Below are 26,932 nucleotides of genomic sequence, written 5' to 3'. Positions count from 1 at the left end.
GCCGTCGTTGCAGGTACACTGACGGCTGATTGTCTCCGGCCGAAAAACTGATGTTGAAAAAATTATCCTTAATTATCCCGCTACTGGCGCTTATCGCGCTGCTGGTCTGGTGGTTCACCCCGCATTACACCGAGGAAGATGAAGCTTACTACCGGGCGGTATTTTGCATAATCGATCATGACGACAGCCGCCAGTTCCTCCACGATATGCAGAATATCGTCGAGGGGGGAAATTCTGACTACGCGCTGCATAAAACCCATTACCTTCCGGCGCTGGGGCAGCGGATGCTGGATACCTGGCGCCAGCTCAGCCCGCAGGAACAGCAGGCGCTGCGTCAGGACAAGCAGCGCTGCGGCGAGATATTGCGCGAAAAACAACAGGGGAAATCATCCTGACGAGTTGGCAAAATTGCAGCATATCGCCAGCGTCGAATAAGATTGTGCTGTTGATGACCGGATCGCTGTCACAAAATATCCGGTCGTCGTCGCGTCACAGTACGACGTTTTTTCTGCGGCGGAATACGATAAAAAGTAGTTGATCTGGTACGAACTAACTCTTATTTTGCTTCACAGTTTTCAAAATGAGATAAAACTGATGCCTGTCATTATTGCCAGTAGTGTTAAAGAAGCCAAAGCGTTAATTAACGGTGGAAAATACAGGGAAATTATTCTTAACTTCGATATTGATGCCGATGACTTTTTCTCTCTCGCCAGCCATTCCGCCGGAACTAAAATCTCCATCGCCGACCGCAACGATCGCTCTCCGGTAGAATCAGCAAAATAATTAACCCGCGAGGGACGTCTATGTGGTTGTTTATTGGAACCTTTGCGCTGGCTTTTCTCGCAGCGCTGATGCTGGTCTGGCTCGATGACCGGATCGCCGAAACGGATTGACCCTGCGCTGGACGTTAACGTCATACAGGGCTGCGCGCCGCCGAAAAGCGGCGCACAGCAGAGACGTTACAGGGAGGCCGCCAGCCGCTCAACGGCCGTCAGCAATCCGGCTTCTGACACCGTGGAGTAAGAAAGACGCAGGGTACGGGTATCCGGCTTATCGTGATAGAACGCTTCACCCGGGACGTACACCACGCCGTTTTCCAGCGTTTTCTTCATCCATTCCATGGTATCGAACGGATAGCGGAAACGCGCCCACAGGAACATCCCCCCCTGCGGGCGGCTGAATTCCAGGTGCTCGCCAAGGCGGCTTTCCAGCGCATCGGCCAGCGCCACGCACTTCTTGCGGTAGTCTTCGCGAATCAACGCAATCTGGTTATCCAGCCGGTTCAGACTGAGGTATTCCGCAGTGATCACCTGCGACAGCATATTGGTATGCAGATCCGCCGCCTGCTTCACAATCACCGTCTGCTGCGCCAGCCAGTCCGGCATGACGATCCAGCCGATGCGCATCCCTGGCGCGAGGATTTTCGAAAAAGTCGAGGTGTAAACCACCTGATCTTCACAGCCCAGCTCGACAGCATGCTGATAGAGCGGGCGCCGAACGGCGTCAGTAAAGCTAATTTCGCCGTAGGGATCGTCTTCCAGAATGACGAAATCATATTTTTTCGCCAGCTCAACCAACCGGCGACGACGCGCCTCGCTCAGCGTTTTGCCGCCGGGATTGCCGAACGTCGGCACCAGGTAAACAGCTTTGACGCGGGTGGTCTCCAGCAGGTCGGCCAACTGCTCCACCAGCATCCCGTCATCGTCGGTGTCAACGCTGAGAATATTGGCCTGCGCCAGCTGAAATACCTGCAGCGCCGCCAGATAAGTGGGACGCTCAACGACGATAGTATCGCCCGGATCGAGCAGCGTACGGGCAACGATATCCAGCGATTGCTGCGAGCCGGAGGTGATATAGACCTGGGCGGCTGAACAGGCGACGCCACGGGAGTGGCAAATTTCACTCACCGCCTGGCGCAGCGGCGGGTAGCCTTCCGTCAGACCGTACTGGAATGCGTCATTAAAACGCTCGCTCATCACCTTCTGCACCGCCAGCTCCAGGCCTTCGGTATCAAACAGTTCCGGGGCCGGAATGCCGCCGCCAAGCGAAATCACGCCGGGCAGTTTACTGTGCTTGAGAAGTTCGCGGACGGCGGAGGGCTTGAGTTCACCCGCGCGGGCGGCGAGACGCCGATCGTGCATACTATTTTCCTTTTCTGTCTTGTTGTTGTGTTAATTATCTTGGCTTTGTTGCAGGTGCTCCCCGGCGGCGCTTACCATGCCGGGGCTATCCTTTTCAGTACGTTGTCACCCGGACAGGGGTATGCCGCTACCCGGGTTTCGTACGTCATGCTTTGTCTTTCAAAACGATTAACGGCTCGATATCGCTCTCTTTTTTCACCACCAGCGACGAATCGCCGCGCAGGCAGGTACCGCCGTAGTTACCGCCGACGGTAAATGTGCACACCTGAATGTACTTACCGTCCACTTTCGGCAGGCACCACAGCTGCTGGTAGATATTCTTGCGATCGACAAACTGGCCGCTGGTCTTATCCAGAAGTTCATCCTGAGGGCCGATCAGGTCGATATTGTTACCGCAGCGCCCGGAAATAGGCTTCACCGCATAGCCGGTTTTCGCCAGCTCGTCGTTAACCTCAAAATCGGTATCCAGCAGATAGCGATGATGCGGGAACAGCGACCACAGCACCGGCAGAATGGCTTTGTTGCCGGGGATCACCGTCCACAGGGGTTCGAATACCAATACTTCAGGACGCAGCAGGACGTCAATCAGCCGCACCTCATTCTGCGGATGTCCGGTACGAATCGGTACCGCCGCGTACTCCTCGGCGCTGACTTCGCGCACCTGCTCAATGGCGGTTTCCCATGCCCAGGTTTTCCAGACGCAGTTGACCAGCCGCCCGTCGGCGTCGATCAGCTGACCGGCAGCGTCCCAGCGCAGCTCATCAAGGCCAAAGAGAATTTTGCTCTCAAAACCGGCCTGGGTCAGCGAACGCTGAATAAACTGCGCGTGGTAGTTCTCTTCCAGATCCTTGTCCTGCATGATGTGGACGAAGGGCCGCGCCCGGCTGTGTTTCCACGCCCCCGCCAGCTCATCGAGCAGACCTTCCGCTGGATTGTGGCCGGTGCCGTAGTAGCCCTGCTTCAGCCACTGTTCGAGGATCAGCCCGCCTTCGGTATGGCAGGAAGCGGAATCAGCATTGTACTCGTACACCTTCAGCCCGCGCTCGTCCATGCAAAAATCCATGCGCCCGGTGATCATATGATGACGGCGGCGCTGCCACGAGAGGCGCAGACGAGGCCAGAGAATTTTCGGAATATCGAACAGCGCCAGCAGGTTGTCATCCTTCATCACCTTATCGGTGGCGTGCAGATACATCAGGTGCAGCTCGTTGGTGGCTTTGATCAGCTCCTGTTCGGCACTTTCGCTGATGGTGAAATACTGATAGGGATCCTGGTTGATGAAATGACCGTTGGCTGCCACGTAGGCTTTCTGCAGCGGGTCTTTCTCGTTCAGCCATTTACCGCGAAACTGGCCGTTGTTTGGCAGCCGCGCGCCTTTGATGGCCATCGCCTCGCCCGGCAGCACCGGCTGCGGCAGGCTGTGTTCGGTATCGGCGGTCTGGATCATCCAGCCTAAAATTTCGGTATCGGCAAAGGTATCTTTGATCGTGTACCGGCCGTCGTTGACCTCGAGGGTCAGCTCGCGGGTCCACTGCTGGCCCTGCGGCAGCGGCGAGTGAATCACGTTCTGCTCGGCGATACGCACCTTATTGCCGACAAGCTGGGTGATCACCGCCACATGGCCGGTGTGCTTAAACTCGCCCCCCTTCTGCCAGATCAGCAGCGAACCAGCGATAGGCGGACGGCGGGAGCCGTTGGCGAAGGCCTGCAGCGGCAGAATATTGTCATTGACCACTTCGCGCAGGAAACGCAGGGAGAAGATTTCATAAGCCATCCCCACATCGGTGAAGACAAAGCCATAGGTCAGGAACAGAAAGCGGCGCGCAAACTCCACGCACTGCCATTTATGCCCCATATACTCATTACCGATGTAGCTGCGAAACGTCGCGTCATCCGGGTAGTCCTGCGGATTTAAGCTACTGTAATTCGATGAATAAATCGCTACGCCACCGGGTGCATAGCCTAACAATGTCCCAAACGGGGCGTCACTGCTTGTCGATCCTTTGCTCATTTAGCCTGACCTCAAATTAATGCAGCCCGGGCAGTTGGCGAAACAAAACTCCCTCTTCTTATCCTGCCGCAGGCACTTACCAGACAGAGGTGTAACGATGATACCACTCATTCGTTTCGCTAATCGTGCCGTTAAGGAAAATAACCCTGCAGCCGGAAACAAAAGTGATATCGTTATCGGTGATATAACAAAAAAACAACGCAACATCAGGAGTCGACAATGAGCACACCCTCGCATCTGAATGCCCAACCGCTGGTCTGGGGACACGGCCCGCGGACGTTTGAGGTGTTCCTTGAGCCCACCTGCCCCTACTCTGTCCGCGCGTTTAATAAACTCGACGATCTGCTCGATGAGGTCGGCGCCGATAACGTGACCATCAAGATACGCCTGCAGTCGCAGCCGTGGCATCTGTTCTCCGGGGTTATCGTCCGCTGCATCCTCGCCGCGTCCACCCTGCCGCACGGCAGAGAGCAGGCGCATAAGGTGATGCAGGCCGTGGCCGACCATCGGGAAGAGTTTGAGTTTACCGATCACTGCAGCGGGCCGAATATGAACGCCACGCCGCAGCAAATCATTGAGCGCATTGAACGCTACAGTCACGTGCTGCTGGGGGCCGCCTTTGCCCGCCCGGAGCTGCAGGACGTGATCAAGTGGCACAGTAAATACGCCCGTCAGAACGGCATCCATGTCTCGCCGACCTTTATGGTCAACGGCCTGGTGCAGCCGGATCTGGGCAGCGGCGATGATGTCAGCGTGTGGGCCGCGCGGATTATGGCCTGAGGTCACCTGCTACACTTTTTGTACATCCACGAAAAAGGCAAACCAGCATGTCAGAGCAAAACTACCAGCCACCAAAAGTGTGGGAATGGAAGCAAAACAGCGGCGGCGCGTTCGCCAACATCAACCGTCCCGTTTCCGGCGCGACTCATGAACGCGTCCTGCCGGTAGGAACCCATCCGCTCCAGCTATACTCACTCGGTACACCCAACGGCCAGAAGGTGACGATCATGCTTGAAGAGCTGCTGGCGCTGGGCGTCAGCGGCGCGGAGTACGACGCCTGGCTGATACGCATTGGCGAAGGGGATCAGTTTTCCAGCGGCTTTGTCGAGATCAACCCGAACTCGAAGATCCCGGCCCTCAGCGACCATTCCACCACGCCGCCGACCCGGGTATTTGAGTCCGGCAACATTCTTCTCTATCTGGCGGAAAAATTTGGTTTCTTCCTGCCGAAAGATCCTGCCGGTCGCACCGAAACCCTCAACTGGCTGTTCTGGCTGCAGGGCGCGGCGCCGTTCCTCGGCGGCGGCTTCGGCCACTTCTATAACTATGCGCCAGTGAAGATCGAGTACGCGATCGACCGCTTTACGATGGAAGCCAAACGCCAGCTCGACGTACTGGACAAACAGCTCGCCCGCGGTCGCTATGTGGCCGGCGAGGAGTACACCATCGCCGATATGGCTGTCTGGCCGTGGTATGGCAACGTAGTGCTGGGCAATGTCTATAACGCGGCGGAGTTCCTCGACGCCGGGAGCTATAAAAACGTGCTGCGCTGGGCGCAGGATGTCGGCAACCGCCCGGCCGTCAAGCGCGGACGCATCGTCAACCGCACCAACGGCCCGCTCAATGAGCAGCTGCATGAGCGCCATGATGCCCGAGACTTTGACACCCAAACGGAAGATAAGCGCCAGGCGTAAGGTCTTCACCCTTTCCCGTGGACGGGAAAGGGTTCCCACCACAGGACGGTTCCGCCTGCGAAGCCGTCCTGTTTAGCTTTCCAGCCGATAGCCCGCCAGAAAATAGCGCATCGCCATACCCGACCCACCTTCTTTGAAGAAATCCATCACCATATCCCTGTCCAGGCCATAGCGACGGGTGAGGATCCCCGCTTCCCAGGCGCTGAGCTGGCGGTCGCCGGTTTTTTCAAACATGCGGTGCGAGTAGCCGAGCACAAACCCGCGTTTATAGTCGGCGCAAAAATTCGCCGCATGCGCGGCGGTGTCAGCATAGGATGCCTGTAGCCCCGCCATTAAGCCTTTGCCAAAATGATTTTCCATCGCGCCCTCCCAATCGTTATATAATAAATTATATAGCGTTTTTTTGAGCGAGCGGTAGCGCTATTTATGACGGTTGCGCTAGCGTAAATACTTCTCAAACCATGCCAGCGTGCGTTGCCAGGCCAGATCAGCCGCAGTCCGATCGTAGCGCGGCGTGGAATCATTATGAAAGCCGTGATTCACGCCCTGATAGAAATAGGCCTCGTAGACTTTATGGTGTTCCTGCAACGCCTGTTCATAGGCAGGCCAGCCTTCATTAATGCCGCTATCGAGGCCGGCATAGTGCAGCAGCAGCGGTGCTTTAATTTTATCAACCTCCTTCAGCGGCGGCTGGCGACCGTAAAACGGCACCGCGCAGGCCAGCTCCGGGATCGCCACCGCCGCCGCGTTGCTGACGCCGCCGCCGTAGCAAAAACCGGTGATACCGACCTTCCCCGTCGCCTGTGGATAGTTCGCCATAAACGCGACCGCCGCAAAAAAATCATTCATCAGCTTCACGGGATCGACTTTCTGCTGTAGGGCGCGGCCTTCATCATCATTCCCCGGATAGCCGCCGACGGCGCTCAGGCCATCCGGCGCCAGCGCGATATACCCCGCTTTCGCTACCCGCCGGGCTACATCTTCAATATAGGGGTTCAGGCCGCGGTTCTCATGCACCACCACCACAGCGGGCGCTTTGTCGGCTATTTTTGTCGGCGTCACCAGGTAAGCCCGCACTTCGCCGTGACCGTCAGGAGAGGGATAATGAATATACTCCGGGCGGATATCCGGGTCGGTGAACGGTACCTGCTCTGCCAGGGCATAGTCGGGCTTCAGCAGATTAAACAGCGCCAGCGCGGTCATCCCGCCGACAGTATATTTCCCCGCCAGCTGGAGAAACTCGCGTTTACTGATTTTGCCGTGGGCATAGTAGTCATAATATTCGAGCAACTGCTGCGGGAAATCTTTGGCCGTTAATCGCGTCATCACCCTGCCTCCGTTGTTAAGCGCTCTTTAAGCAAAGCAGAAGCCCGGACATACGCCAGCCCAGAAAAGCATTAAACGGGGAGAAACAGCCCAGCGGCTAACACCGCCGGGAGAGAAGGGATCAGTGTTTCACTTTGGTCAGACGATCAAGGTAGCCCATCACAAAGGCCGAAAGCACGAAGGTCAGGTGGATAATCACGTACCACATCAGCTTATTGTCCGGGACGTTTTTCGCATCCATAAACACCCGCAGCAGGTGAATAGAGGAGATCGCCACGATGGAGGCGGCAACCTTATTTTTCAGCGAAGTCGCGTCCATTTTGCCCAGCCAGCTGAGTTTTTCTTTACCCTCGTTAATATCCAGCTGCGAGACAAAATTTTCATACCCGGAGAACATCACCATCACCAGCAAACCGCCCACCAGGGTCATATCCACCAGCGACAGCAGGGTCAGAATCATATCCGACTCGCTGACGCTAAAAATATGCGGCAGTATGTGGAAGATCTCCTGAAAAAATTTGATGGTCAGCGCAATCAGACCGAGCGAGAGGCCAAAATAAACCGGCGCCAGCAGCCAGCGCGAGGCGTACATAGCATTTTCCAGAAAGCGTTCCATAAGATCCTGTCAGTTAACAAATAGAAGCGACATTATACCTCAGAGAGATAACGTGATGGCAACGCCAGGCCAACACATCGCCGGCAGACAACAAAAAAAGGCCTGCACGCGGCCAGCCTTTGCAGAAACGCAAGCGGGTTATTTGGCTTTGACGGTCTCTTCGCCCACCAGCCCGATCTTGAGATAGCCCGCCTGATGCAGGGTATCCATCACTTTCATCATCGTCTCGTAATCGACGGTTTTATCCGCGCGGAAGAAGACGGTGGTATCTTTTTTGCCGGCGGTCAGGCTATCCAGGGCGTTAATCATATTCGCTTCGGTAACCGGGTCGTTGCCGAGGAACATGCTCTTATCCGCCTTCACCGACAGGTAGATGGGTTTTTCCGGTCGCGGTTGCGGCTGGCTGGAGGAGGCCGGCAGATTGACCTTCACGTCGACCGTCGCCAGCGGCGCGGCCACCATAAAGATAATCAGCAGAACCAGCATGACGTCGATAAACGGCGTCACGTTGATCTCATGCATTTCGCCGTTATCGTCCAGGTTTTCATTAAGACGCATCGCCATAGCCGATCAACCTACCCGTAATTTCTGCGCGCTGCGCACCGGCTTCACGCCGCTGGCGCTGAGGTCCAGATCGCGGCTTTGCAGCAGGAGTACCTGAGCGGCGACGTCGCCGAGCGAGGCCTTGTAGCTGCCGATCATGCGGGCGAAGATGTTATAGATGACCACCGCCGGGATGGCGGCGAACAGGCCGATGGCCGTCGCCAGCAGCGCTTCTGCGATGCCCGGCGCTACCACCGCAAGATTGGTGGTCTGGGTCTGGGCGATGCCGATAAAGCTGTTCATGATGCCCCAGACGGTACCAAACAGACCCACAAACGGGGAAATGGCGCCGATGGTCGCCAGGTAGCCGTTACCGCGACCCATATGGCGACCGACCGCTGCAACGCGGCGCTCAAGGCGAAAACCGGTTCGTTCCTTGATGCCTTCATTGTCTTCGGCACCGGCAGAGAGTTCGAGTTCGTTCTGCGCTTCATTGATAAGCTGGGTGGTGAGGCTTTTCGCCTCAAAGGCGCTGGCGATATCGCTGGCCTGATCGAGAGAGCGGGCTTCCGCCAGCTGCTGCTGTTCACGTTTGAGGCGACGCTTGCTGGCGAGGATTTCCGCCCCTTTACCGAAGAAGATGGCCCATGTGACGACCGACGCCAGAATCAGGCCAATCATCACCACCTTAACGACAATATCGGCATGATGATACATACCCCAAACGGAGAGATCCGCCTGCATCAAATTATTACCCACGCTCTATCTCCACGACGATAATCACAAAATCTGCCCACAATAATATCAAAACGACATCGAATTGATAGTGGTTCTCATTAGTATTTACACTGTGCAGCAAATCACGTTTATTTTCCTTGCGCTTACGCAGTAAAAAAGCGGCTAACCGCGGGCCTGGTAAAATTTTCGCCTGTATCGGCGGTGCGCTGGTATAGAAAAGCAGATTCATGTTAGTTTAGACGTCCAGACGTATAAAAACAGGTTCGTCAACATGGCTGATAAACATCTTGATACCGCGCTGGTCAACGCCGGGCGGAGCAAAAAGTACACCCAGGGCTCAGTGAACAGCGTTATCCAGCGCGCGTCATCGCTGGTTTTCGACACCGTCGAGGCCAAAAAGCACGCCACCCGCAATCGGGCCAACGGCGAGCTGTTCTACGGTCGTCGCGGCACCCTGACCCATTTCTCGCTGCAGGAAGCGATGTGCGAGCTGGAAGGCGGCGCCGGCTGCGCCCTCTTCCCCTGCGGCGCCGCGGCGGTGGCTAACACTATCCTGGCGTTTGTCGAGCAAGGCGACCATGTGCTGATGACCAATACCGCCTATGAGCCAAGCCAGGACTTTTGTACCAAAATTCTCGCCAAACTCGGCGTCACCACCAGCTGGTTCGATCCCTTAATCGGCGCCGATATCGCCCGTCTGGTTCGCCCTGAGACCCGCGTGGTGTTCCTCGAATCGCCCGGCTCGATCACCATGGAAGTGCACGATGTGCCGGCGATAGTCGCCGCCGTGCGTCAGGTCGCCCCGGAAGCGATTATCATGATCGATAACACCTGGGCGGCGGGGATCCTGTTTAAAGCCCTGGATTTTGGCATTGATATTTCCATTCAGGCAGGCACCAAATACCTGATCGGCCATTCCGACGCCATGGTGGGCACCGCGGTGGCGAACGCGCGCTGCTGGCCGCAGCTGCGTGAAAATGCCTACCTGATGGGGCAAATGCTGGACGCCGATACTGCCTATATGACCAGCCGCGGCCTGCGCACCCTGGGCGTGCGCCTGCGTCAGCATCATGAAAGCAGCCTGCGCATCGCCGAGTGGCTGGCGCAGCACCCGCAGGTGGCGCGGGTAAACCACCCCGCCCTGCCCGGCAGTAAAGGTCATGAGTTCTGGAAACGTGATTTCACCGGCAGCAGCGGGCTATTCTCGTTTGTGCTCAGCAAGCGCCTCAATGATGCCGAACTGGCGGAGTATCTCGACAATTTCAGCCTGTTCAGTATGGCCTATTCGTGGGGCGGCTTTGAGTCGCTGATTCTCGCCAACCAGCCGGAGCAAATCGCCCATATTCGACCGGATGCTGAAGTCGACTTCAGCGGCACGCTGATCCGCCTGCACATTGGTCTCGAAAATGTTGACGATCTGCAGGCGGATTTAGCAGCGGGCTTCGCGCGTATCGTGTAAAGTGACAGTCAGTGGCAACAATAGCGGACGCTTTTTAGCAAAGCGGCCGCTTTTGTTGCGCCCGGGATCAAGGTGCTCGGGCCTCTTCAGGAGTACACTAGTCAACAATACGGTACCACTTAGGAAAGTCCATGGTTGTCATTCAAGAGATTGTCGCCGCGCTGTGGCAACATGATTTTGCCGCATTGGCGAACCCTCACGTTGTGGGCGTTGTATATCTGGTTATGTTCGCGACCCTGTTTCTGGAAAACGGGCTGCTGCCCGCCTCCTTTTTACCGGGAGACAGCCTGCTGCTGCTCGCCGGCGCGCTGATTGCTAAAGGCGTCATGGACTTTGTGCCCACTATCGCCATTCTGACCGCCGCCGCCAGCCTCGGCTGCTGGCTGAGCTATGTGCAAGGGCGCTGGCTGGGCAATACGCAAACGGTGAAAGGCTGGCTGGCGCATCTGCCGCATAAGTACCATCAGCGCGCCACCTGCATGTTTGACCGCCACGGCCTGCTGGCGCTGCTCGCGGGCCGTTTTCTGGCGTTTGTCCGCACCCTGCTGCCAACCATGGCCGGGATTTCTGGCCTGCCGAACCGCCGCTTCCAGTTCTTCAACTGGCTGAGCGCCCTGCTGTGGGTCTGTGTGGTGACGGGTCTTGGCTATGCGCTGAGCATGATCCCGTTTGTGAAGCGCCATGAAGATCAGGTGATGACCTGTCTGATGATCCTGCCGATTGCCCTGCTGCTGGCTGGCCTGCTCGGCACGCTGTTCGTGGTCATTAAAAAGAAATATTGCAGCGCCTGACGCTTATCTGCCGGGGGGCCTGCGCCCGCCCGGCCGCCCTTTCCCGGTATTACATCCCCTGCATCGTGCGAATACGCGCGGCGTCTTCTCCCGGCGTCAAACCGAAGTAGCGCTTAAACTCGCGGCTGAACTGCGAAGGGCTTTCATATCCCACGCGCATCGCCGCCGCGCTGGCCTTCATGCCGTCATGGATCATCAGCATTCGTGCTTTGTGCAAACGGTAGTTTTTCAGATACTGCAAAGGAGATGTGCTGGTCACCGCTTTAAAATTATGGTGAAACGCTGACACACTCATATTCGCTTCCGCCGCCAGCCGATCGACGCTGAGGTTTTCGGTGTACTGGCTTTCGATATGCTTGAGCACGCGGCTTATCAGGCTGAAGTGGGTCTGCCGGCTGACCAGCGCCAACAGCGCGCCGCCGCAGGGCCCCGTCAGCACATAATACAGAATTTCGCGGACGATTTGCTTGCCAAGGATCCGTGCGTCCAGCGGCCGCTCCATCACGTCAAGCAGCCGTTCGGCAGCGCACAGAATATCCTCCGAGAGTACCGCGGAGTTTATCCCGCTGGAGGCGACCGCGGGCTGAAACAGCGGATCTTCGCCAATATCCATCAGCAGCTCTTGCAGTTGCAGGATATCGACGTTCAGGCGCATCCCGGCGAGGGGCACCTCCGGGGTGGCAAAGGTTTCGCACTCGAAAGGTAGCGGCACGGTCAACAGTAAATATTCGTTTGTATCGTAGCGAAAAGTCCGCTCATTGATATAACCAATTTTATGGCCCGAAAAGAGAAAAACGATCCCCGGCTGATACATCACCGGCGTCCGGGGCCCCGGTTGCGTTCCGTACAGCAAACGGACGTCAGGCAGCAACGAACTTAACATTTCGTGCTTATCTTTCAGCAGGTTAATCTTCTCCGTTAATGTCCGACATATCTCTGCGTGTTGCATTGCCACCGTCTCTCCCGATGTTTCTTCACCTGTACATTGTGCGCAGGCCGCTACAAATTCTCCAGCCATATGGAGAAATAGGCAAGACATCGGCAGGAATGTGCATTGAGGGTCAACGGCGCCAGGACCACAATAACCTTCATCGGGCAGCGGTATCGTCCCTGTCGACGGTTTTACTCTTTGGAGGACTTAAGCAATGAATAATTTCGACCTGCATACCCCAACCCGCATTCTGTTTGGCAAAGGCGCGATTGAAAAGCTGCGTGAACAGATCCCGGCGGAAGCCCGCGTACTGATCACCTACGGCGGCGGCAGCGTCAAAAAAACAGGCGTCCTGGATCAGGTCCTCACCGCTCTGAATGGCCTGGATGTCCTTGAATTTGGCGGCATCGAGCCGAATCCGTCTTACGAAACCCTGATGAATGCGGTGAAACTCGCCCGGGAAGAGAAAGTGACCTTCCTGCTGGCGGTCGGCGGCGGTTCGGTGCTGGATGGCACCAAGTTTATCGCTGCAGCAGCCCACTACGACGCGGATATCGATCCGTGGGAAATTCTGGAAACCTATGGCAGCAAAATTGCCAGCGCCATTCCAATGGGCTCGGTACTGACTCTGCCGGCGACCGGTTCTGAATCCAACAAAGGCGCGGTCATATCGCGGAAAACCACCGGCGACAAACGCGCGTTTATGTCTTCGCACGTCCAGCCGCAGTTCGCGATCCTCGATCCGGTTTATACCTATACCCTGCCGCCGCGCCAGGTCGCGAACGGCGTGGTTGACGCCTTCGTCCATACCGTCGAGCAGTACGTGACCTACCCGGTTGACGGCAAAATCCAGGACCGCTTCGCCGAAGGCATTCTCCTGACCCTGATCGAGGATGGCCCGAAAGCCCTGCAGGAACCGGAGAACTATAACGTGCGCGCCAATATTATGTGGGCGGCGACGCAGGCGCTGAACGGCCTGATCGGCGCAGGCGTGCCACAGGACTGGGCGACGCATATGCTCGGCCACGAGCTGACGGCGATGCACGGCCTGGATCACGCCCAGACGCTGGCTATCGTGCTGCCGGCGCTGTGGAATGAGAAACGCGATGCCAAGCGCGAGAAGCTGCTGCAGTATGCCGAGCGCGTGTGGAATATTACCGAAGGCTCTGACGACCAACGTATCGATGCCGCCATCGCCGCAACGCGTCAGTTCTTCGAGCAGATGGGCGTGCCGACCCGCCTTTCCGATTACGGTCTCGACGGTAGCTCCATCCCGGCGCTGCTGGCGAAACTGGAAGAGCACGGCATGACTAAACTTGGCGAACATCAGGATATCACCCTGGACGTCAGCCGCCGTATTTACGAGGCTGCACGCTAAGCGCTCCCCGCCTGATTCACCTCTCCTTACGTTAAACAAACGCCGGGGAGAGGTGTTTTTACTACCGTTTTTAGCTATTTCGTCCAGACTTAATGCTACCCCTCGGCGGATCCTGCTTCGCCGAGTTCATTAACAGGAGGAAGGCATGACACATCCAACCGTTATAAAACTGCACGACGGCAACCTGATGCCGCAGCTGGGTCTCGGCGTGTGGAAAGCTGGCAACGAGGAAGTCGTCTCCGCCATTCATAAGGCGCTGGAAGTCGGTTATCGCTCTTTTGACACCGCCGCCGCGTACCAAAATGAGACCGGCGTCGGCAATGCGCTGCACAGCGCTGGCGTCAACCGCGATGAGCTCTTCATCACCACCAAGCTGTGGAACGACGATCAAAAACGGCCGCACGAGGCGCTGAAAGAGAGCCTCAGCAAACTGAAGCTGGACTATGTGGATCTCTATTTAATCCACTGGCCGGTACCGGCTATCGGCCATTACGTCGAGGCCTGGCAGGCGTTGATCGAGCTGCAGCAGCAGGGGCTGACCAAAAGCATTGGCGTGTGTAATTTCCAGGTACCGCATCTGCAGAAGCTGATTGATGAAACCGGCGTCGCCCCGGTGATCAATCAGATAGAACTCCATCCACTTATGCAGCAGCGTCAGCTGCACGCGTGGAACGCCACCCACAAGATCCAGACCGAATCCTGGAGCCCGCTGGCCCAGGGCGGCGAAGGCGTCTTCGATCAAAAAGTCATCCACCAGCTCGCCGATAAGTACGGCAAAACGCCGGCGCAAATCGTCATCCGCTGGCATCTTGATAGCGGTCTGGTGGTGATCCCGAAATCCGTCACGCCGTCGCGTATCGCGGAAAACTTTGACGTCTGGGACTTCCGTCTCGACAAAGATGAGCTGGGAGCGATCGCGAAGCTGGACCAGGGTAAACGTCTCGGTCCTGACCCGGATCAGTTCGGCGGATAATGCTCTCTCTTGCCATCGCCTTTAGCGCCTCAGCGTTAAAGGCGATCGCAGACCAGATGAATATCCTCTGGCTCCAGCGCAAACAGCGCCGGGTCGGGCTTATCCGCTAAGCGACATCCCTGAGCCAGATAAAAATCGACGGTGTTTTTGTTGGGGATCGACGAGATATAGAGGCCGGACGCCCCCATTTCTGGCAGCTGGTGCAGGGCATACTGAAACAGTCGCTGCCCCCAGCCCTGGCCGCGCTTTCCCGCCCCTACATAAAAGAATAATAGCTGGCGCAGCTCGCCATTCATGCCGCGAGGCAGCGTATCCAGCGCCGCTGCGGCAATCATCTGCTCATCGTCAAAAAAGGCGAAAAAAATACCGCCGCGATCGTAACAGGCCTCGTGAATCGGAGTATAAACCTGACGATCGTGAGGGTCCCAGCCACGCACGTCATAATATTCCCGATAAGCCCGCAGCTGACCGTTATCGAGACGGTAGAGCGTATCGATAATTTCGCTGCGGTCTATCTCCCAGAGCTGGTCCAGTTGTTGTCGCGACAGGATGACCGGCGTCATCACCTCTCTCCTTTTTTCACAGATGTTCCCGGCGAGCGATCCCGCCGGGCCAGCCGCTTAGCGTGATACGGCCTTCGGCTTAACGCGTTTTTTCGCGCCCGCAGCGGCAGGCGTCTGGCGCTGATGGGCGATCGGCGTGTGCTTGGTCAGCGCCGGACGAGTATGGCGGTTCTGGCGACGCGCTTCACGCATTTCGTCCAGGGTTGGCGCTGGCACCAGGCAGTCGCGACGGGAGCCAATCAGGTGCTTCTTGCCCATCGCCTCCAGCGCCTGACGGATCAGCGGCCAGTTTGCCGGATCGTGGTAGCGGAGCAGCGCTTTGTGCAGACGGCGCTGTTTATCGCCCTTCGGCACCACCACCTCTTCGCTCTTATAACCAATTTTACCCAGCGGGTTCTTGCCGGTGTAATACATGGTGGTCGAGTTCGCCAGCGGCGACGGATAGAAGTTCTGCACCTGGTCGAGGCGGAAGCGATGCTTCTTCAGCCACAGCGCCAGGTTCACCATATCTTCATCACGGGTCCCCGGATGAGCGGAGATAAAGTACGGGATCAGATACTGCTCTTTACCCGCCTGCTTCGAATAGGTGTCGAACAGCTCTTTAAAGCGGTCGTAGCTGCCCATTCCCGGCTTCATCATCTTCGACAGCGGTCCCTCTTCGGTATGCTCCGGGGCGATCTTCAGATAGCCGCCGACGTGGTGGGTCGCCAGCTCTTTGATATAGCGCGGATCTTCGACCGCGATGTCATAGCGTACCCCGGAGGCGATAAGGATCTTCTTGATGCCCTTCAGCTCGCGAGCGCGGCGATAAAGATTGATCGTCGGCTCATGGTTGGTATCCATGTGCGGGCAAATATCCGGATAGACGCAGGAGAGACGGCGGCAGGTCTGCTCAGCGCGCGGCGATTTACAGCGCAGCATATACATGTTGGCCGTTGGCCCGCCGAGATCGGAGATCACCCCGGTAAAGCCGGGCACGGTGTCGCGAATGGCTTCGATCTCATTAATGATCGAATCCTCAGAACGGCTCTGGATTATGCGTCCTTCGTGCTCGGTGATCGAGCAGAACGAACAGCCGCCGAAGCAGCCGCGCATGATGTTGATTGAGAAGCGGATCATCTCATACGCCGGAATACGCGCATCGCCATAGGAAGGATGCGGCACCCGCTTGTACGGCAGCGCGAAGACGCTGTCCATCTCTTCGGTGGAGAGCGGGATTGCCGGCGGGTTGATCCAGATGTAGCGCTCGCCGTGCTTTTGCATCAGCGCCCGGGCGCAGCCGGGGTTGGTTTCGTGGTGCAAAATGCGCGAGGCGTGAGCGTACAGGACCTTATCGCCTTTCACCTTCTCGAAGGAAGGCAGCAGCACATAGGTTTTTTCCCACGGTTTGGGCCGCGGCGGTTGCACAGTAATGCTTTTCGCTTCCTGTTTTTTCGGCGCGACCGGTTTGTTATCGGCGCACGGCAGATCTTCACCGTACGGATGCGGGATGGGGTCAATTTTACCGGGCGTATCCAGACGGGTGGAGTCCACGCCGCTCCAGCCCGGCAGCGCCTCTTTCACCATGATGGCGGTATTGCGCACATCGCGGATCTGGTCGATGGTTTCGCCCATCGCCAGGCGATGAGCCACTTCCACCAGCGGACGCTCGCCGTTGCCGAACATCAGCATATCGGCCTTGGAGTCCACCAGCACCGAGCGGCGCACGGTGTCGGACCAGTAATCATAGTGGGCGGTACGACGCAGGCTGGCTTCGATGCCGCCGAGGATCACCGGCACATCTTTCCACGCCTCTTTACAGCGCTGGGTGTAGACGAGGGTAGCGCGGTCCGGTCGTTTGCCCGCCACGTTACCCGCCGTATAGGCATCGTCATGACGTAGTTTACGGTCGGCGGTGTAACGGTTGATCATTGAGTCCATGTTACCGGCGGTCACGCCGAAGAACAGGTTCGGTTTTCCCAGACGCATAAAGTCGTCTTTGCTGTTCCAGTCCGGCTGGGAGATGATCCCTACCCGGAAACCCTGCGCTTCCAGCATGCGGCCGCAGATGGCCATCCCGAAGCTCGGGTGGTCGACATAGGCGTCGCCGGTGACCAGAATAATGTCGCAGCTATCCCAGCCAAGTTGATCCATCTCTTCACGCGACATCGGTAAAAAGGGCGCAGGGCCAAAACAGGCAGCCCAGTATTGCGGCCAGGAAAAAAGGTCACGATCCGGTTGGATCAGGGATATTGCGCTCATATTGCTTCCGGGGAAAATGATAAAAAAATAACCAAAAGGGCGTGGATTATAAGCCGGAATGATAGTGGAAATGAAGGAGGATTTTCTCAAACCCTGACCGTGCGCCGGCCAGGGTCAGAGAGATTACGGCGCGGGATTCACCAGCATCTGGCCGATCGAGCCGCGATCGGCAAGCTCCAGCGTCTGACTCAAATACTGGAACGGGAAGTGCGGCCACGATGGTTGAGCGTAATAGACCAGCAGCTCAACCTGCCCGTCGACCCACACGGTGTCCTTCCAGCCGCGATCTTCCGGGAAAGGAGACGAGCCGTTGACATTACGGATCTGGAACATCACCCCTTCAATATGGAACGACTGCGGGCGGTCGGCGCGCACCGTCCAGCGCTCCCAGGTCCCCTGCTGCGCCGTGATATCGATACGCTGCGGATCCCACAGCTGGCCGTTGATGCCCGGATCGTCGCCAAGGGTGATATCCCGGCTGCGGATCGGCGTACCGGAGAGCAGCTCGGTCGGCAGCAGGCGCACCGGCAGACTGTCGGTCACCAGCGGCAGCAGCCCGGTCGGACGCAGCGTCAGCACCAGCGTGGAGACCAGGATGCTTGACGGTTCAAAAAAACCGCGGATACGGTCGACGATGCTCGCCGCTTCGCCGCAGGTAATGGACACTTCATCGCCGTTAGTCATATCGACCAGAATTTCACGCCGCTCCCCCGGGGCCAGCGATAGCTGCTTGAGCGAAACCGGCGCCGGCAGGAATCCCTGATCGCCGGAAATCACATGCAGCAGTCGGCCATCGCTCATCTGCAGCTGATAGCGCCGGGAGTTGGAAGCGTTCAGCAGGCGCAGGCGCACCCAGCCGCGCGACACTTCAACATACGGGCTCTGCACGCCGTTAACCAGCAGCGTGTCGCCCACAAAGCCGCCGCTGCCCGGTTCGCTATATTCCGGCGTGCCGAAGTTATCCAGCCGTTTATCCTGAATAATCACCGGGAAGTCATCGACGCCATAGTGGTTAGGGATCGGCAGGTTCTTGCTGACCTCGTCTTCCACCAGCCACATGCCCGCCAGACCGTTGTAAACCTGTTTCGCCATCCGGTTCGGCGTGTTGGCCTGATACCACAGCGTCGCCGCGCTCTGGCGGATAGGCAGCACCGGCGCCCAGTCGGCGTTCGGCGACATCATGCGCGCCGCGCCGCCAATCAGCGGGCCAGGCACCTGCAGACCGCGGATGGTCATCGCCACGTTCTCCGTCAGGCGGTTGCTGTAGATAAGCTTGACGTCGTCTCCGTTCCAGACGCGGATCGTCGGCCCCATATAGCGGCCATTGATCCCCCAGACGGGGGCGCGGGTGCCGGGGGTAAACGACCAGTGGGAACGCTGCAGCGTCAGAAACAGCGGCTGGCCGCGACGAGATTCCAGCAGCGGCGGAACCGGCAGCGCAGGCTGCTGGCCGGCGGCATGGGCCTTCAGCGGCGCGGCGCCAGCGCACAGCGCTACGCCGGAAGCCTTAATAAACTGACGCCGACTGAGTGACATATTAACTCCATGACATACTGACAAATGAAAAAGGGAATTCGTTTCCCGCCAGCAATACGCGCGCGTTGGCGGCGTTTCCTGTCTTATTGCTTTCCAGCCGCTTCGCGCTCGGCCACTTCGTTGTCCAGATCAGCGATTTTGGCGGCCATCAGCTCGCGGCAATGCGTCGCCAGCGCGCGCACGTTGTCTTTACCAAACTGAGTGGTATCTACCGGCGGCAGCATTTCCACAATCACCAGACCGTTGTTCCAGCGATTGAGCTTTATTTTATTCGATGTATTCGAGACACACACCGGAATAATCGGCACCCCAGCGGCAATAGCCGCGTGAAAAGCCCCGGTTTTAAACGGCAGCAGGCCGCGGCCGCGGCTACGGGTCCCTTCCGGGAACATCCAGAACGAAATTTTACGCTTTTTAAAAGCGTTGACGACTTCGGCAATAGTGCCGTGCGCTTTGGTTCGGTTATTACGGTCAATCAGCAAATTGCCCGTCAGCCAGTACAGTTGGCCAAAGAACGGGATCCACAGCAGGCTCTTTTTACCTACGGTGACCGTCGGAGCCTGCACGATATTCGACGCCGTCACCATATCATAGTTGTTCTGGTGGTTAGCGATGTAGATCGCGTTACCATAGCTTTCCGCGTCGGCGGGTTTGCGTAGCTCTACCTTGAGGCCAAATACCGGAGATAAACGGCCAAACAGATGGCCGAAAGTGGCAACGTGTTTTGGATTACGTGGGCTGAACAAGCAGTACAGACAGCCAAGTACGCACACTACGATGCAATAAATGACCACGAAAATTACTCGAAAAATGAATAGCATAGCTACCTCTAAAACCCAAACCGCTTAGAATTATTCGCTGCTGGCAGAAGGCAGGCTCACAAGTTCTGCGCAGGCCGGGACCGTTCTTCCTGGGTCCCTGATGATGGACATTGTTAATCGCAACGCCTGAATAAACAACGATTTTGCGGCATTTTTTCGTCTCCTCCCGTCAAAGACGGGAGGAGACGCGCTTACTCTTCGCTATCGCCTGCCGCGGCACGACGCGGCGAGTCAATTTCCACGCGGTCAATTTTCTGCAGGCCGCGCATCAGCGAACCGCGGCGGCCGCGCTCGCCAGTGACTTTTTGCAGCTCTTCCGGACGCAGTTTGATCTTCCGTTTGCCGACGTGAATGGTCAGCGTACTCTGCGGCGGCAGAACAAACAGATGTGCCAGACCGTCCTGGCCGGCTGCGGCTTCCGCCGCCGGAATGCTGATAATTTTGTTGCCCTTGCCTTTCGACAGCTGCGGCAGATCGCTGACCGGGAACATCAGCATCCGCCCGGCGGCGGTGATGGCCAGCAGCATATCGGACTCATCCTCAATCACCAGCGGCGGCATCACGTGCGCGTTGTCAGGCAGGGTGATTAGCGCTTTACCGGCACGGTTGCGCGCCACCAGATCGTTGAAGGTACAGACGAAACCGTAGCCCGCGTCGGAAGCCATCAGCAGTTTCTGATCGTCGCTTTCCATTAGCATATGCTCCACGGTCGCGCCCGGCGGCAGGGTCAGTTTGCCGGTAAGCGGTTCACCCTGGCCACGCGCGGAAGGCAGAGTAATCGGATCGATGGCATAGCTGCGTCCGGTGGTATCGATAAACACCACCGGCTGGTTGCTCTTGCCCTTCGCCGAGGCTTTCCAGCTGTCGCCCGCCTTATAGCTCAAGCCCTGGGCGTCAATGTCGTGTCCTTTGGCGCTGCGCACCCAGCCCATCTGCGACAGAACGATAGTCACCGGCTCAGACGGCAGCATGTCATGTTCGCTCATCGCTTTCGCTTCTTCACGCTCGTGAAGCGGCGAGCGACGGTCGTCGCCGAAGGCATCGGCATCGGCCTGCAGCTCTTTTTTCAGCAGGTTGTTCATCTTACGTTCAGACGCCAGAATCGCCTGCAGCTGGTCGCGCTCTTTTTCCAGCTCGCTCTGCTCGCCGCGGATCTTCATCTCTTCCAGTTTGGCGAGGTGGCGCAGTTTTAATTCCAGAATCGCTTCCGCCTGGGTTTCGCTGATGCCAAAGCGCGACATCAGGGCCGGCTTCGGTTCATCTTCAGTGCGGATGATCTCAATCACTTCATCGATATTAAGAAACGCCACCAGCAAACCTTCGAGGATATGCAGGCGCTTCAGCACTTTCTCTAACCGATGGTTTAGACGGCGACGCACGGTATCGCGACGGAACACCAGCCACTCGCTGAGGATCTCCAGCAGGTTTTTCACCGCCGGGCGGCCGTCAAGGCCGATCATATTGAGGTTGATGCGGTAGCTCTTCTCCAGATCGGTGGTGGCGAACAGGTGGTTCATCACCTGTTCCATATCCACCCGGTTGGAGCGCGGGACAATCACCAGACGGGTCGGGTTTTCGTGGTCCGATTCGTCGCGCAGATCGTCAACCATCGGCAGCTTTTTATTGCGCATCTGCGCCGCAATCTGCTCCAGCACTTTGGCGCCGGAGACCTGATGCGGCAGCGCACTGATCACCACCGCGCCGTCCTCTTTACTCCACACCGCACGCATGCGCACTGAGCCGCGCCCGTTCTGGTAGATTTTGCGAATTTCCGCCCGCGAGGTGATGATCTCCGCCTCGGTCGGGAAATCCGGCCCCTGTACGATATCCAGCAGTTCGTCGAGGGTGGTTTTCGGCTGCTCAATCAGCGTAATCGCCGCTTTGGCCACTTCCCGCAGGTTGTGCGGAGGAATATCGGTCGCCATGCCTACCGCGATGCCGGTGGTGCCGTTCAGCAGGATGTTCGGCAGACGCGCTGGCAGCATTTTCGGCTCCTGCAGCGTGCCGTCAAAGTTTGGCACCCAGTCGACCGTCCCCTGCCCCAGCTCGCTGAGCAGCAGCTCGGCATACTTCGACAGGCGGGATTCGGTGTAACGCATGGCGGCGAAAGATTTGGGATCGTCCGGCGCCCCCCAGTTTCCCTGACCATCCACCAGCGGATAGCGGTAAGAGAACGGCTGCGCCATCAGCACCATCGCTTCATAGCAGGCGCTGTCGCCGTGCGGGTGATATTTACCCAACACGTCGCCGACGGTGCGGGCGGACTTTTTGAATTTCGCGCTGGCGTTCAGCCCCAGCTCGGACATCGCATAGACGATGCGACGCTGGACCGGTTTTAAGCCATCGCCAATAAACGGTAATGCCCTGTCCATGATCACGTACATGGAGTAGTTCAGGTAAGCATTTTCCGTAAATTCATGCAGCGCAAGGCGCTCTGCCATATCGCTCATTAATCGTGGATCCTCAATCTGGGTACCGACCGTTCGGACGGCAAAACTACCCGCGATAATACCCGATCTCACGCCCTGAGTCACAGGCCGTGAGATCGGCTGAGGATTCCGTCACGCTTAATCAGGCCAGCGGCAGATAAATATCGGTTTGCAGTTCATGCTCAGCCACCTCATGGACAAAATTGAGGTAACGGAAGTACACCGGAAAATCCCGTAACGTCTCGCCTGAAGCGGGTAACCAGTCGCGATAGAGAAACCAAACGCTGTTCGCCAGCGTGTCCAGCGAGCCGTGATGGCGCACGACGGCGCAGCGTCCGCCGGGGATTTCGCCGTTAATCACGCCAAAGGCGTTTTCACCAACCGGCCGATCGACCGTACCGCAGATATCAAAACGAAATGCCTCCTGCGGGGTGGTCTGCGGATCGTCCCAGGCGATCCCCCAGGTATCGCTGGTGGCGACGGGCGATAGTCCGCTCGTCTTACGCCAGGCGATAAAACGCGCGGCGGTGGCGTTGACAAGGTCCGGGCTACCGCGATGTTGCAGTACGGCTATCCGGGTGGAGGGGCACGAAATAATGTTGACGTCCATCGACGTTTGCTCCTGTAGCGTATGTTTCGGTACGCGTCGATGCCACTCGGCCCAGTCCGGTTGTTGACGGAATTGGGTCGGGCTTTGGTCAAACGCGGTACGGAAGGCACGACTGAACGACTCCGCATTCTGAAATCCGGCATCAAGGGCAATATCGATGACTTTATCGCGGGGGTTGAACGCCAGGCGCCAACAGGCGCGTCGCAGACGCAACCACTGAATATACCGGTACAATGGAATGCCGGTATAAGCGCTAAATTGCCGGTGAAAATGGTAAGGCGAACTGTGCGCTATCGCGCTCAGCGTCTCCAGCGACAGCGGCTCATCAAGATGGCGCGCAATGTACCTACAGACGCGCTGGAAGCGCCCGACATACGCCGGGCTGGCCTTAATATCGTTCATCGTCTCCTCCTCGCGACATACTCTGACAGAGCGAGGATCGCGATTCCTGACCGATCTTGCGCTTATCCGACGGAGACTTATGGCGCGATTTTACGGATCTGTTTAACGTCGATTTCTACCGAGTTCCAGTCCTTATCGACTTCCCCCTGAATTTCTACTGTGTCCTGCGGGCCGACGGTCACGCCGTTCCAGCGCTTGTGGTCGATATCGACATTGATCACCCCGGAAGCATCCTGGAATTTATACAGGTCATCAGAGATGCGCTCGACGATTTTACCGCGCAGGGTCACCCAGGTGTCATCACGCAGCGACTTGGCGTTCGCCACGGTGGTCACCGCGCCGCTCGGCCCGGTGAAGCCGCCAGCCTGGGTGGTAGTGGTAGTAGACGGTCCGGTGAATCCTCCCTGCCCGGCGGCCAGTACCGGCATGGAAACTAAAGCAATAATCGCGGTCATCGCAGCAATTTTTTTCATCTTATATTCTCCCTTTTGTGTTGGTATGGCTCCTATTACGCCCGACAAAACTTAACGACTTCTTAAGCGGAAAAAAGAAATTTTAATGCTGTACATCACCCGCTTCAACGCGGTTTACTGCGCAAAGAAACGGGATCGTCGGAGGGAAACATGCGCATATTACTGGTGGAAGATGACAAGCTTATCGGCGACGGCATCAAAGCCGGGCTGAGCAAAATGGGCTTTAGCATTGACTGGTTTACCGCCGGGCTGGAGGGCAAAAATGCCTTATACAGCGCCCCCTACGACGCCGCAATCCTTGACCTCACCCTACCCGGCATCGATGGCCTCGATATTCTGCGCGAATGGCGCGATAAAGGCCGCCATGAGCCGGTGCTGATCCTCACCGCCCGCGATGCCCTCAGCCAGCGGGTGGAGGGCCTGCGCCTGGGCGCCGATGACTACCTGTGCAAACCTTTCGCCCTGATTGAGGTGGCAGCGCGCCTCGAAGCGTTGATCCGCCGCGCGCACGGCCAGAGCAGCAGCGAACTGCGCCACGGCAAGGTGATCCTCGATCCGAACCGCTTAACCGCCAGCCTCGACGGCGAAAGCCTGGCGCTGAAGCCGAAGGAGTTCGCCCTGCTGGAACTGCTTATGCGCAACGCCGGGCGCGTATTGCCGCGTAAGCTTATCGAGGAAAAGCTCTACACCTGGGACGACGAGGTCTCCAGCAACGCCGTGGAAGTTCACGTCCATCATCTGCGCCGCAAGCTCGGCAGCGACTTTATCCGTACCGTCCACGGCATCGGCTATACCCTGGGTGACGCATGAAACGACTTGCCCGCCTGAGCCTGCGCCTGCGCCTGACGCTGCTGTTTGCCGTACTGACCACCGCCGCCTGGGGGATGGCCAGCGTTATCGCCTGGCAGCAGACCAGCAAAAAGTTGGATAAGCTGTTCGATACCCAGCAGCTGCTGTTCGCTCGCCGCCTGAGCGTCATGCATTTCGATGAACTGCGCGCCCCGCCCGCCTTGCTCGGGGAAAAGAAAAAGGTACGCCACGGGCACATCGATGACGACGCGCTGGCGTTCGCCATCTTCACCCGCGACGGCAAAATGGTGCTTAATGACGGCGAGAACGGAGAGGATATTCAGTGGAATTCGCAGCGCGAGGGATTCAGCGATGGCTATCTGCGTGACGACGATGACGAGTGGCGTTTCCTGTGGTTAACCACCGCCGACGGCCGCTACCGCATCGCCGTCGGCCAGGAGTGGGATTACCGGCGCGAAATGGCGATGGATATCGTGACCTCGCAGCTCACCCCGTGGATGGTTGCCCTGCCGCTGATGTTCGTGCTGCTCATCGTGCTGTTAAGCCGCGAGCTGGCGCCATTGAAAAATCTGGCGCGCACGCTGCGCCTGCGCGCGCCGGACTCGGCGGATTCGCTCAGCGTGGAGAAGATCCCCGCCGAAGTTCGCCCGCTGGTCGAAGCGCTGAATCAGCTGTTCCGACGCACTCACGACGCCATGCTGCGCGAGCGTCGGTTTACCTCTGATGCCGCCCATGAGTTACGCAGCCCGCTGGCGGCGCTGAAGGTGCAGACCGAAGTCGCCCAACTCTCCCTGGACGATCCCGAAGGGCGTGAGAAAGCGTTGGATCAGCTCCACCAGGGGATCGATCGCGCCACCCGACTGGTGGATCAGCTGCTGACGCTGTCGCGGCTGGACTCGCTCGCCCAACTGGATGATGTGCAGCAGGTCGCTATCGCCGATCTGCTGCAGTCGGCAGTGATGGAGATGTATCACCCGGCGCAGCAGTCCGGGATTGAGCTGCGCCTGCATCTTAATGCCAGCCATATCGTCCGCACCGGCCAGCCGCTGCTGCTCAGTCTGCTGGTGCGCAATCTGCTGGATAACGCGGTGCGCTATAGCCCGCGCGGCAGTCAGGTCGATATCACGCTCAACGCCCGCGAGTTCCGGGTACGCGATAACGGCCCAGGCATTAGCCCGCAGGCGCTCTCGCGCATTGGCGAGCGTTTTTATCGTCCGCCGGGGCAGGAGGCGCCGGGCAGCGGCCTGGGCTTGTCGATCGTCCGGCGCATCGCCTCGCTGCACGGCATGCAGGTTGATTTTGCCAACGCGCGCGACGGCGGCTTCGAGGCCCGCGTGTACTGGTAGCGAGATTATTGCTCATTTGGCAAAAGACTTTGCACATTTTGCTCATTTTACTGCCCCGCTTCGCGGGGTAAGATCGTCGGCAAATTTTCATATATGAGGGTAAAAAATGAGCAACATCCTGATTATCAATGGGGCGAAAAAGTTCGCGCACTCTAATGGTCAACTGAACGACACCCTGACCGAGGTCGCGGAGAGTTATCTGCGCGACGCCGGGCACGATGTTAAAAGCGTTCGCGCCGAAAGCGAGTACGACGTAAAAGAAGAAGTACAGAATTTCCTGTGGGCCGATGTGGTGATCTGGCAGATGCCGGGCTGGTGGATGGGCGCTCCGTGGACGGTGAAAAAATATATGGATGACGTCTTTACCGAAGGCCACGGCTCGCTGTACGCCAGCGATGGCCGTACCCGCTCCGACGCCAGCAAAAAATATGGCTCCGGCGGCCTGGTGCAGGGGAAAAAATATATGCTTTCTCTGACCTGGAACGCGCCGATGGAAGCCTTCACCGACAAAGACCAGTTCTTCCACGGCGTCGGCGTTGACGGCGTTTACCTGCCGTTCCATAAAGCCAATCAGTTCCTCGGCATGGAGGCATTGCCGACCTTTATCGCCAACGACGTGATTAAAATGCCTGATGTCCCACGGTATATCGCAGAATATCGCAAGCATCTGGCGGAAATTTTTGGTTAACTAGGGGTCTATGCTCTACATATTTCGAGTTATTGGAACCTGGAGTATGACAAGATCCACACAGAAGGAGTTGAGTTAACCATGTTAACAGTGATTGCAGAAATCCGTACCCGCCCGGGCCAGCACCACCGCCAGGCGGTTCTCGATCAGTTCGCGAAAATTATTCCGACCGTTTTGCAGGAGGCCGGCTGCCACGGCTATGCCCCGCTGGTGGATCATGCCGCCGGCGTCAGCTTCCAGACCACAGCGCCCGACTCTATCGTCATGGTCGAGCAGTGGGAAAGCGTCGCGCATCTTGAAGCACACCTGCAAACCCCGCACATGAAAGCCTGGTCGGAAGCGGTCAAAGGCGATGTGCTGGAGACCAGCATCCGTATTCTGCAGGCTGGCGTCTAAGCCCGCCGACGCTGAA

Annotated in this window: 28 protein-coding genes and 1 pseudogene; 12 read left to right on the top strand and 17 right to left on the bottom strand. The window is 57.6% G+C overall.

Features of this window, described 5'->3' with window-relative positions; translation table 11 throughout:
• Positions 1-50 precede the first annotated feature (50 nt).
• On the top strand, positions 51-395 hold the full coding sequence (locus AB1E37_RS03540; protein ID WP_004185642.1) for a hypothetical protein: 345 nt from the start codon (positions 51-53) through the stop codon (positions 393-395).
• 199 nt (positions 396-594) lie between these two features.
• Positions 595-783, top strand: coding sequence for a hypothetical protein (locus tag AB1E37_RS03535; protein WP_002916738.1), 189 nt, complete (start codon positions 595-597; stop codon positions 781-783).
• A 176-nt stretch (positions 784-959) separates the two neighbouring features.
• On the opposite strand, the gene AB1E37_RS03530 is transcribed toward AB1E37_RS03535, so the two are convergent.
• From AB1E37_RS03530 to AB1E37_RS03520, 3 genes are all read right to left on the bottom strand, one after another.
• Positions 960-2,141 carry a PLP-dependent aminotransferase family protein gene (locus AB1E37_RS03530; RefSeq protein WP_004149825.1) on the bottom strand — a complete coding sequence of 394 codons (1,182 nt, stop codon included), beginning with the start codon at positions 2,139-2,141 and terminating at the stop codon, positions 960-962.
• 145 nt (positions 2,142-2,286) lie between these two features.
• Positions 2,287-4,152, bottom strand: coding sequence for a bifunctional glutathionylspermidine amidase/synthase (gene gss, locus AB1E37_RS03525; protein WP_002916740.1), 1,866 nt, complete (start codon positions 4,150-4,152; stop codon positions 2,287-2,289).
• A 76-nt stretch (positions 4,153-4,228) separates the two neighbouring features.
• A complete protein-coding gene (locus AB1E37_RS03520; protein ID WP_004217169.1) occupies positions 4,229-4,351 on the bottom strand; it encodes a hypothetical protein in 123 nt (40 codons plus the stop codon).
• Positions 4,352-4,371: 20 nt separating this feature from the next.
• On the opposite strand from AB1E37_RS03520, the gene AB1E37_RS03515 reads away from it, so the two are divergent.
• Both AB1E37_RS03515 and yghU read left to right on the top strand, forming a co-directional pair.
• Positions 4,372-4,932 (top strand): thioredoxin domain-containing protein, encoded by a 561-nt coding sequence (locus AB1E37_RS03515; protein WP_004150918.1) that lies wholly within the window; start codon positions 4,372-4,374, stop codon positions 4,930-4,932.
• Positions 4,933-4,979: 47 nt separating this feature from the next.
• Positions 4,980-5,846, top strand: coding sequence for a glutathione-dependent disulfide-bond oxidoreductase (gene yghU, locus AB1E37_RS03510; protein ID WP_002916742.1), 867 nt, complete (start codon positions 4,980-4,982; stop codon positions 5,844-5,846).
• A gap of 72 nt (positions 5,847-5,918) precedes the next feature.
• Here yghU and AB1E37_RS03505 read toward each other — a convergent pair whose 3' ends face one another.
• The 6 genes from AB1E37_RS03505 to AB1E37_RS03480 form a co-directional block, all read right to left on the bottom strand.
• Complete coding sequence (locus AB1E37_RS03505) at positions 5,919-6,206, bottom strand: DUF2623 domain-containing protein (RefSeq protein WP_002916743.1); 288 nt, start codon at positions 6,204-6,206, stop codon at positions 5,919-5,921.
• A 78-nt stretch (positions 6,207-6,284) separates the two neighbouring features.
• Complete coding sequence (gene yghX, locus AB1E37_RS03500; protein ID WP_032448126.1) at positions 6,285-7,172, bottom strand: YghX family hydrolase; 888 nt, start codon at positions 7,170-7,172, stop codon at positions 6,285-6,287.
• Between the two features lie 121 nt (positions 7,173-7,293).
• Entirely contained in the window at positions 7,294-7,788 is a 495-nt protein-coding gene (locus tag AB1E37_RS03495; RefSeq protein ID WP_004105804.1) for a TIGR00645 family protein, read from the bottom strand.
• 138 nt (positions 7,789-7,926) lie between these two features.
• The gene (exbD, locus tag AB1E37_RS03490) at positions 7,927-8,352 is read right to left on the bottom strand and encodes a TonB system transport protein ExbD (protein WP_002916785.1); all 426 of its coding nucleotides are present in this window, start codon (positions 8,350-8,352) and stop codon (positions 7,927-7,929) included.
• Between the two features lie 6 nt (positions 8,353-8,358).
• Positions 8,359-9,090, bottom strand: a complete 732-nt coding sequence (exbB, locus tag AB1E37_RS03485) for a tol-pal system-associated acyl-CoA thioesterase (RefSeq protein ID WP_004174395.1) — start codon at positions 9,088-9,090, stop codon at positions 8,359-8,361.
• On the bottom strand, positions 9,083-9,298 hold the full coding sequence (locus AB1E37_RS03480; RefSeq protein WP_014599264.1) for a hypothetical protein: 216 nt from the start codon (positions 9,296-9,298) through the stop codon (positions 9,083-9,085). The genes exbB and AB1E37_RS03480 overlap by 8 nt, the downstream gene beginning before the upstream one ends.
• Before the next feature lie 42 nt (positions 9,299-9,340).
• On the opposite strand from AB1E37_RS03480, the gene metC reads away from it, so the two are divergent.
• Positions 9,341-10,528: a cystathionine beta-lyase gene (gene metC, locus AB1E37_RS03475; RefSeq protein ID WP_004149836.1), complete on the top strand. Its 1,188-nt coding sequence runs from the start codon at positions 9,341-9,343 to the stop codon at positions 10,526-10,528.
• 131 nt (positions 10,529-10,659) lie between these two features.
• On the top strand, positions 10,660-11,319 hold the full coding sequence (gene yghB / locus AB1E37_RS03470) for a DedA family general envelope maintenance protein YghB (RefSeq protein WP_002916791.1): 660 nt from the start codon (positions 10,660-10,662) through the stop codon (positions 11,317-11,319).
• Positions 11,320-11,368: 49 nt separating this feature from the next.
• Here the strand turns inward: yghB and AB1E37_RS03465 are convergent, their stop codons facing one another.
• The gene (locus tag AB1E37_RS03465) at positions 11,369-12,268 is read right to left on the bottom strand and encodes an AraC family transcriptional regulator (protein WP_004144552.1); all 900 of its coding nucleotides are present in this window, start codon (positions 12,266-12,268) and stop codon (positions 11,369-11,371) included.
• 196 nt (positions 12,269-12,464) lie between these two features.
• Between AB1E37_RS03465 and yqhD the strand changes: the two genes are divergently transcribed.
• Both yqhD and dkgA read left to right on the top strand, forming a co-directional pair.
• Positions 12,465-13,628: an alcohol dehydrogenase gene (gene yqhD, locus AB1E37_RS03460; protein ID WP_004144551.1), complete on the top strand. Its 1,164-nt coding sequence runs from the start codon at positions 12,465-12,467 to the stop codon at positions 13,626-13,628.
• Positions 13,629-13,773: 145 nt separating this feature from the next.
• Positions 13,774-14,601, top strand: coding sequence for a 2,5-didehydrogluconate reductase DkgA (dkgA, locus tag AB1E37_RS03455; RefSeq protein WP_002916796.1), 828 nt, complete (start codon positions 13,774-13,776; stop codon positions 14,599-14,601).
• Positions 14,602-14,636: 35 nt separating this feature from the next.
• Here dkgA and AB1E37_RS03450 read toward each other — a convergent pair whose 3' ends face one another.
• From AB1E37_RS03450 to AB1E37_RS03420, 7 genes and pseudogenes are all read right to left on the bottom strand, one after another.
• Positions 14,637-15,164: a GNAT family N-acetyltransferase gene (locus AB1E37_RS03450; RefSeq protein WP_004900644.1), complete on the bottom strand. Its 528-nt coding sequence runs from the start codon at positions 15,162-15,164 to the stop codon at positions 14,637-14,639.
• A pseudogene (locus AB1E37_RS03445) lies at positions 15,164-17,495 on the bottom strand (YgiQ family radical SAM protein). The gene AB1E37_RS03450 and the pseudogene AB1E37_RS03445 overlap by 1 nt, the downstream one beginning before the upstream one ends.
• Positions 17,496-17,528: 33 nt before the next feature.
• Complete coding sequence (gene ftsP, locus AB1E37_RS03440; protein WP_004144547.1) at positions 17,529-18,941, bottom strand: cell division protein FtsP; 1,413 nt, start codon at positions 18,939-18,941, stop codon at positions 17,529-17,531.
• 83 nt (positions 18,942-19,024) lie between these two features.
• Positions 19,025-19,762, bottom strand: a complete 738-nt coding sequence (gene plsC / locus AB1E37_RS03435; protein WP_002916826.1) for a 1-acylglycerol-3-phosphate O-acyltransferase — start codon at positions 19,760-19,762, stop codon at positions 19,025-19,027.
• A gap of 191 nt (positions 19,763-19,953) precedes the next feature.
• The gene (gene parC / locus AB1E37_RS03430; RefSeq protein ID WP_004181324.1) at positions 19,954-22,212 is read right to left on the bottom strand and encodes a DNA topoisomerase IV subunit A; all 2,259 of its coding nucleotides are present in this window, start codon (positions 22,210-22,212) and stop codon (positions 19,954-19,956) included.
• 121 nt (positions 22,213-22,333) lie between these two features.
• On the bottom strand, positions 22,334-23,203 hold the full coding sequence (locus tag AB1E37_RS03425; RefSeq protein WP_002916831.1) for a GyrI-like domain-containing protein: 870 nt from the start codon (positions 23,201-23,203) through the stop codon (positions 22,334-22,336).
• Between the two features lie 77 nt (positions 23,204-23,280).
• Positions 23,281-23,676 carry a YgiW/YdeI family stress tolerance OB fold protein gene (locus AB1E37_RS03420; protein ID WP_002916833.1) on the bottom strand — a complete coding sequence of 132 codons (396 nt, stop codon included), beginning with the start codon at positions 23,674-23,676 and terminating at the stop codon, positions 23,281-23,283.
• A 150-nt stretch (positions 23,677-23,826) separates the two neighbouring features.
• On the opposite strand from AB1E37_RS03420, the gene qseB reads away from it, so the two are divergent.
• The 4 genes from qseB to AB1E37_RS03400 all read left to right on the top strand — a co-directional run bounded on the left by qseB (position 23,827) and on the right by AB1E37_RS03400 (position 26,916).
• Positions 23,827-24,486, top strand: coding sequence for a quorum sensing response regulator transcription factor QseB (qseB, locus tag AB1E37_RS03415; protein WP_002916836.1), 660 nt, complete (start codon positions 23,827-23,829; stop codon positions 24,484-24,486).
• On the top strand, positions 24,483-25,832 hold the full coding sequence (gene qseC / locus AB1E37_RS03410; RefSeq protein WP_004149844.1) for a quorum sensing histidine kinase QseC: 1,350 nt from the start codon (positions 24,483-24,485) through the stop codon (positions 25,830-25,832). Before qseB ends, qseC begins: the two co-directional genes overlap by 4 nt.
• Positions 25,833-25,938: 106 nt before the next feature.
• Positions 25,939-26,520, top strand: coding sequence for an NAD(P)H-dependent oxidoreductase (locus AB1E37_RS03405; protein WP_002916840.1), 582 nt, complete (start codon positions 25,939-25,941; stop codon positions 26,518-26,520).
• An 81-nt stretch (positions 26,521-26,601) separates the two neighbouring features.
• Positions 26,602-26,916 carry a putative quinol monooxygenase gene (locus AB1E37_RS03400; RefSeq protein WP_002916842.1) on the top strand — a complete coding sequence of 105 codons (315 nt, stop codon included), beginning with the start codon at positions 26,602-26,604 and terminating at the stop codon, positions 26,914-26,916.
• Positions 26,917-26,932 lie beyond the last annotated feature (16 nt).

The sequence above is a fragment of the Klebsiella sp. Shm-1 genome (assembly GCF_040804525.1).
Lineage (GTDB): Bacteria > Pseudomonadota > Gammaproteobacteria > Enterobacterales > Enterobacteriaceae > Klebsiella > Klebsiella pneumoniae.
This window is presented reverse-complemented; position numbering and strand designations above follow the sequence as displayed.

Excerpts from the sequence above, each read along its gene's own strand:
- AB1E37_RS03540 (WP_004185642.1), top strand. The coding sequence starts at position 51 with ATGTTGAAAAAATTATCCTTAATTATCCCGCTACTGGCGCTTATCGCG.
- AB1E37_RS03535 (WP_002916738.1), top strand. The coding sequence starts at position 595 with ATGCCTGTCATTATTGCCAGTAGTGTTAAAGAAGCCAAAGCGTTAATT.
- AB1E37_RS03530 (WP_004149825.1), bottom strand. The coding sequence starts at position 2,141 with ATGCACGATCGGCGTCTCGCCGCCCGCGCGGGTGAACTCAAGCCCTCC.
- gss (WP_002916740.1), bottom strand. The coding sequence starts at position 4,152 with ATGAGCAAAGGATCGACAAGCAGTGACGCCCCGTTTGGGACATTGTTA.
- AB1E37_RS03515 (WP_004150918.1), top strand. The coding sequence starts at position 4,372 with ATGAGCACACCCTCGCATCTGAATGCCCAACCGCTGGTCTGGGGACAC.
- yghU (WP_002916742.1), top strand. The coding sequence starts at position 4,980 with ATGTCAGAGCAAAACTACCAGCCACCAAAAGTGTGGGAATGGAAGCAA.
- AB1E37_RS03505 (WP_002916743.1), bottom strand. The coding sequence starts at position 6,206 with ATGGAAAATCATTTTGGCAAAGGCTTAATGGCGGGGCTACAGGCATCC.
- yghX (WP_032448126.1), bottom strand. The coding sequence starts at position 7,172 with ATGACGCGATTAACGGCCAAAGATTTCCCGCAGCAGTTGCTCGAATAT.
- AB1E37_RS03495 (WP_004105804.1), bottom strand. The coding sequence starts at position 7,788 with ATGGAACGCTTTCTGGAAAATGCTATGTACGCCTCGCGCTGGCTGCTG.
- exbD (WP_002916785.1), bottom strand. The coding sequence starts at position 8,352 with ATGGCGATGCGTCTTAATGAAAACCTGGACGATAACGGCGAAATGCAT.
- AB1E37_RS03480 (WP_014599264.1), bottom strand. The coding sequence starts at position 9,298 with ATGAATCTGCTTTTCTATACCAGCGCACCGCCGATACAGGCGAAAATT.
- metC (WP_004149836.1), top strand. The coding sequence starts at position 9,341 with ATGGCTGATAAACATCTTGATACCGCGCTGGTCAACGCCGGGCGGAGC.
- yghB (WP_002916791.1), top strand. The coding sequence starts at position 10,660 with ATGGTTGTCATTCAAGAGATTGTCGCCGCGCTGTGGCAACATGATTTT.
- AB1E37_RS03465 (WP_004144552.1), bottom strand. The coding sequence starts at position 12,268 with ATGCAACACGCAGAGATATGTCGGACATTAACGGAGAAGATTAACCTG.
- yqhD (WP_004144551.1), top strand. The coding sequence starts at position 12,465 with ATGAATAATTTCGACCTGCATACCCCAACCCGCATTCTGTTTGGCAAA.
- dkgA (WP_002916796.1), top strand. The coding sequence starts at position 13,774 with ATGACACATCCAACCGTTATAAAACTGCACGACGGCAACCTGATGCCG.
- AB1E37_RS03450 (WP_004900644.1), bottom strand. The coding sequence starts at position 15,164 with ATGACGCCGGTCATCCTGTCGCGACAACAACTGGACCAGCTCTGGGAG.
- ftsP (WP_004144547.1), bottom strand. The coding sequence starts at position 18,941 with ATGTCACTCAGTCGGCGTCAGTTTATTAAGGCTTCCGGCGTAGCGCTG.
- plsC (WP_002916826.1), bottom strand. The coding sequence starts at position 19,762 with ATGCTATTCATTTTTCGAGTAATTTTCGTGGTCATTTATTGCATCGTA.
- parC (WP_004181324.1), bottom strand. The coding sequence starts at position 22,212 with ATGAGCGATATGGCAGAGCGCCTTGCGCTGCATGAATTTACGGAAAAT.
- AB1E37_RS03425 (WP_002916831.1), bottom strand. The coding sequence starts at position 23,203 with ATGAACGATATTAAGGCCAGCCCGGCGTATGTCGGGCGCTTCCAGCGC.
- AB1E37_RS03420 (WP_002916833.1), bottom strand. The coding sequence starts at position 23,676 with ATGAAAAAAATTGCTGCGATGACCGCGATTATTGCTTTAGTTTCCATG.
- qseB (WP_002916836.1), top strand. The coding sequence starts at position 23,827 with ATGCGCATATTACTGGTGGAAGATGACAAGCTTATCGGCGACGGCATC.
- qseC (WP_004149844.1), top strand. The coding sequence starts at position 24,483 with ATGAAACGACTTGCCCGCCTGAGCCTGCGCCTGCGCCTGACGCTGCTG.
- AB1E37_RS03405 (WP_002916840.1), top strand. The coding sequence starts at position 25,939 with ATGAGCAACATCCTGATTATCAATGGGGCGAAAAAGTTCGCGCACTCT.
- AB1E37_RS03400 (WP_002916842.1), top strand. The coding sequence starts at position 26,602 with ATGTTAACAGTGATTGCAGAAATCCGTACCCGCCCGGGCCAGCACCAC.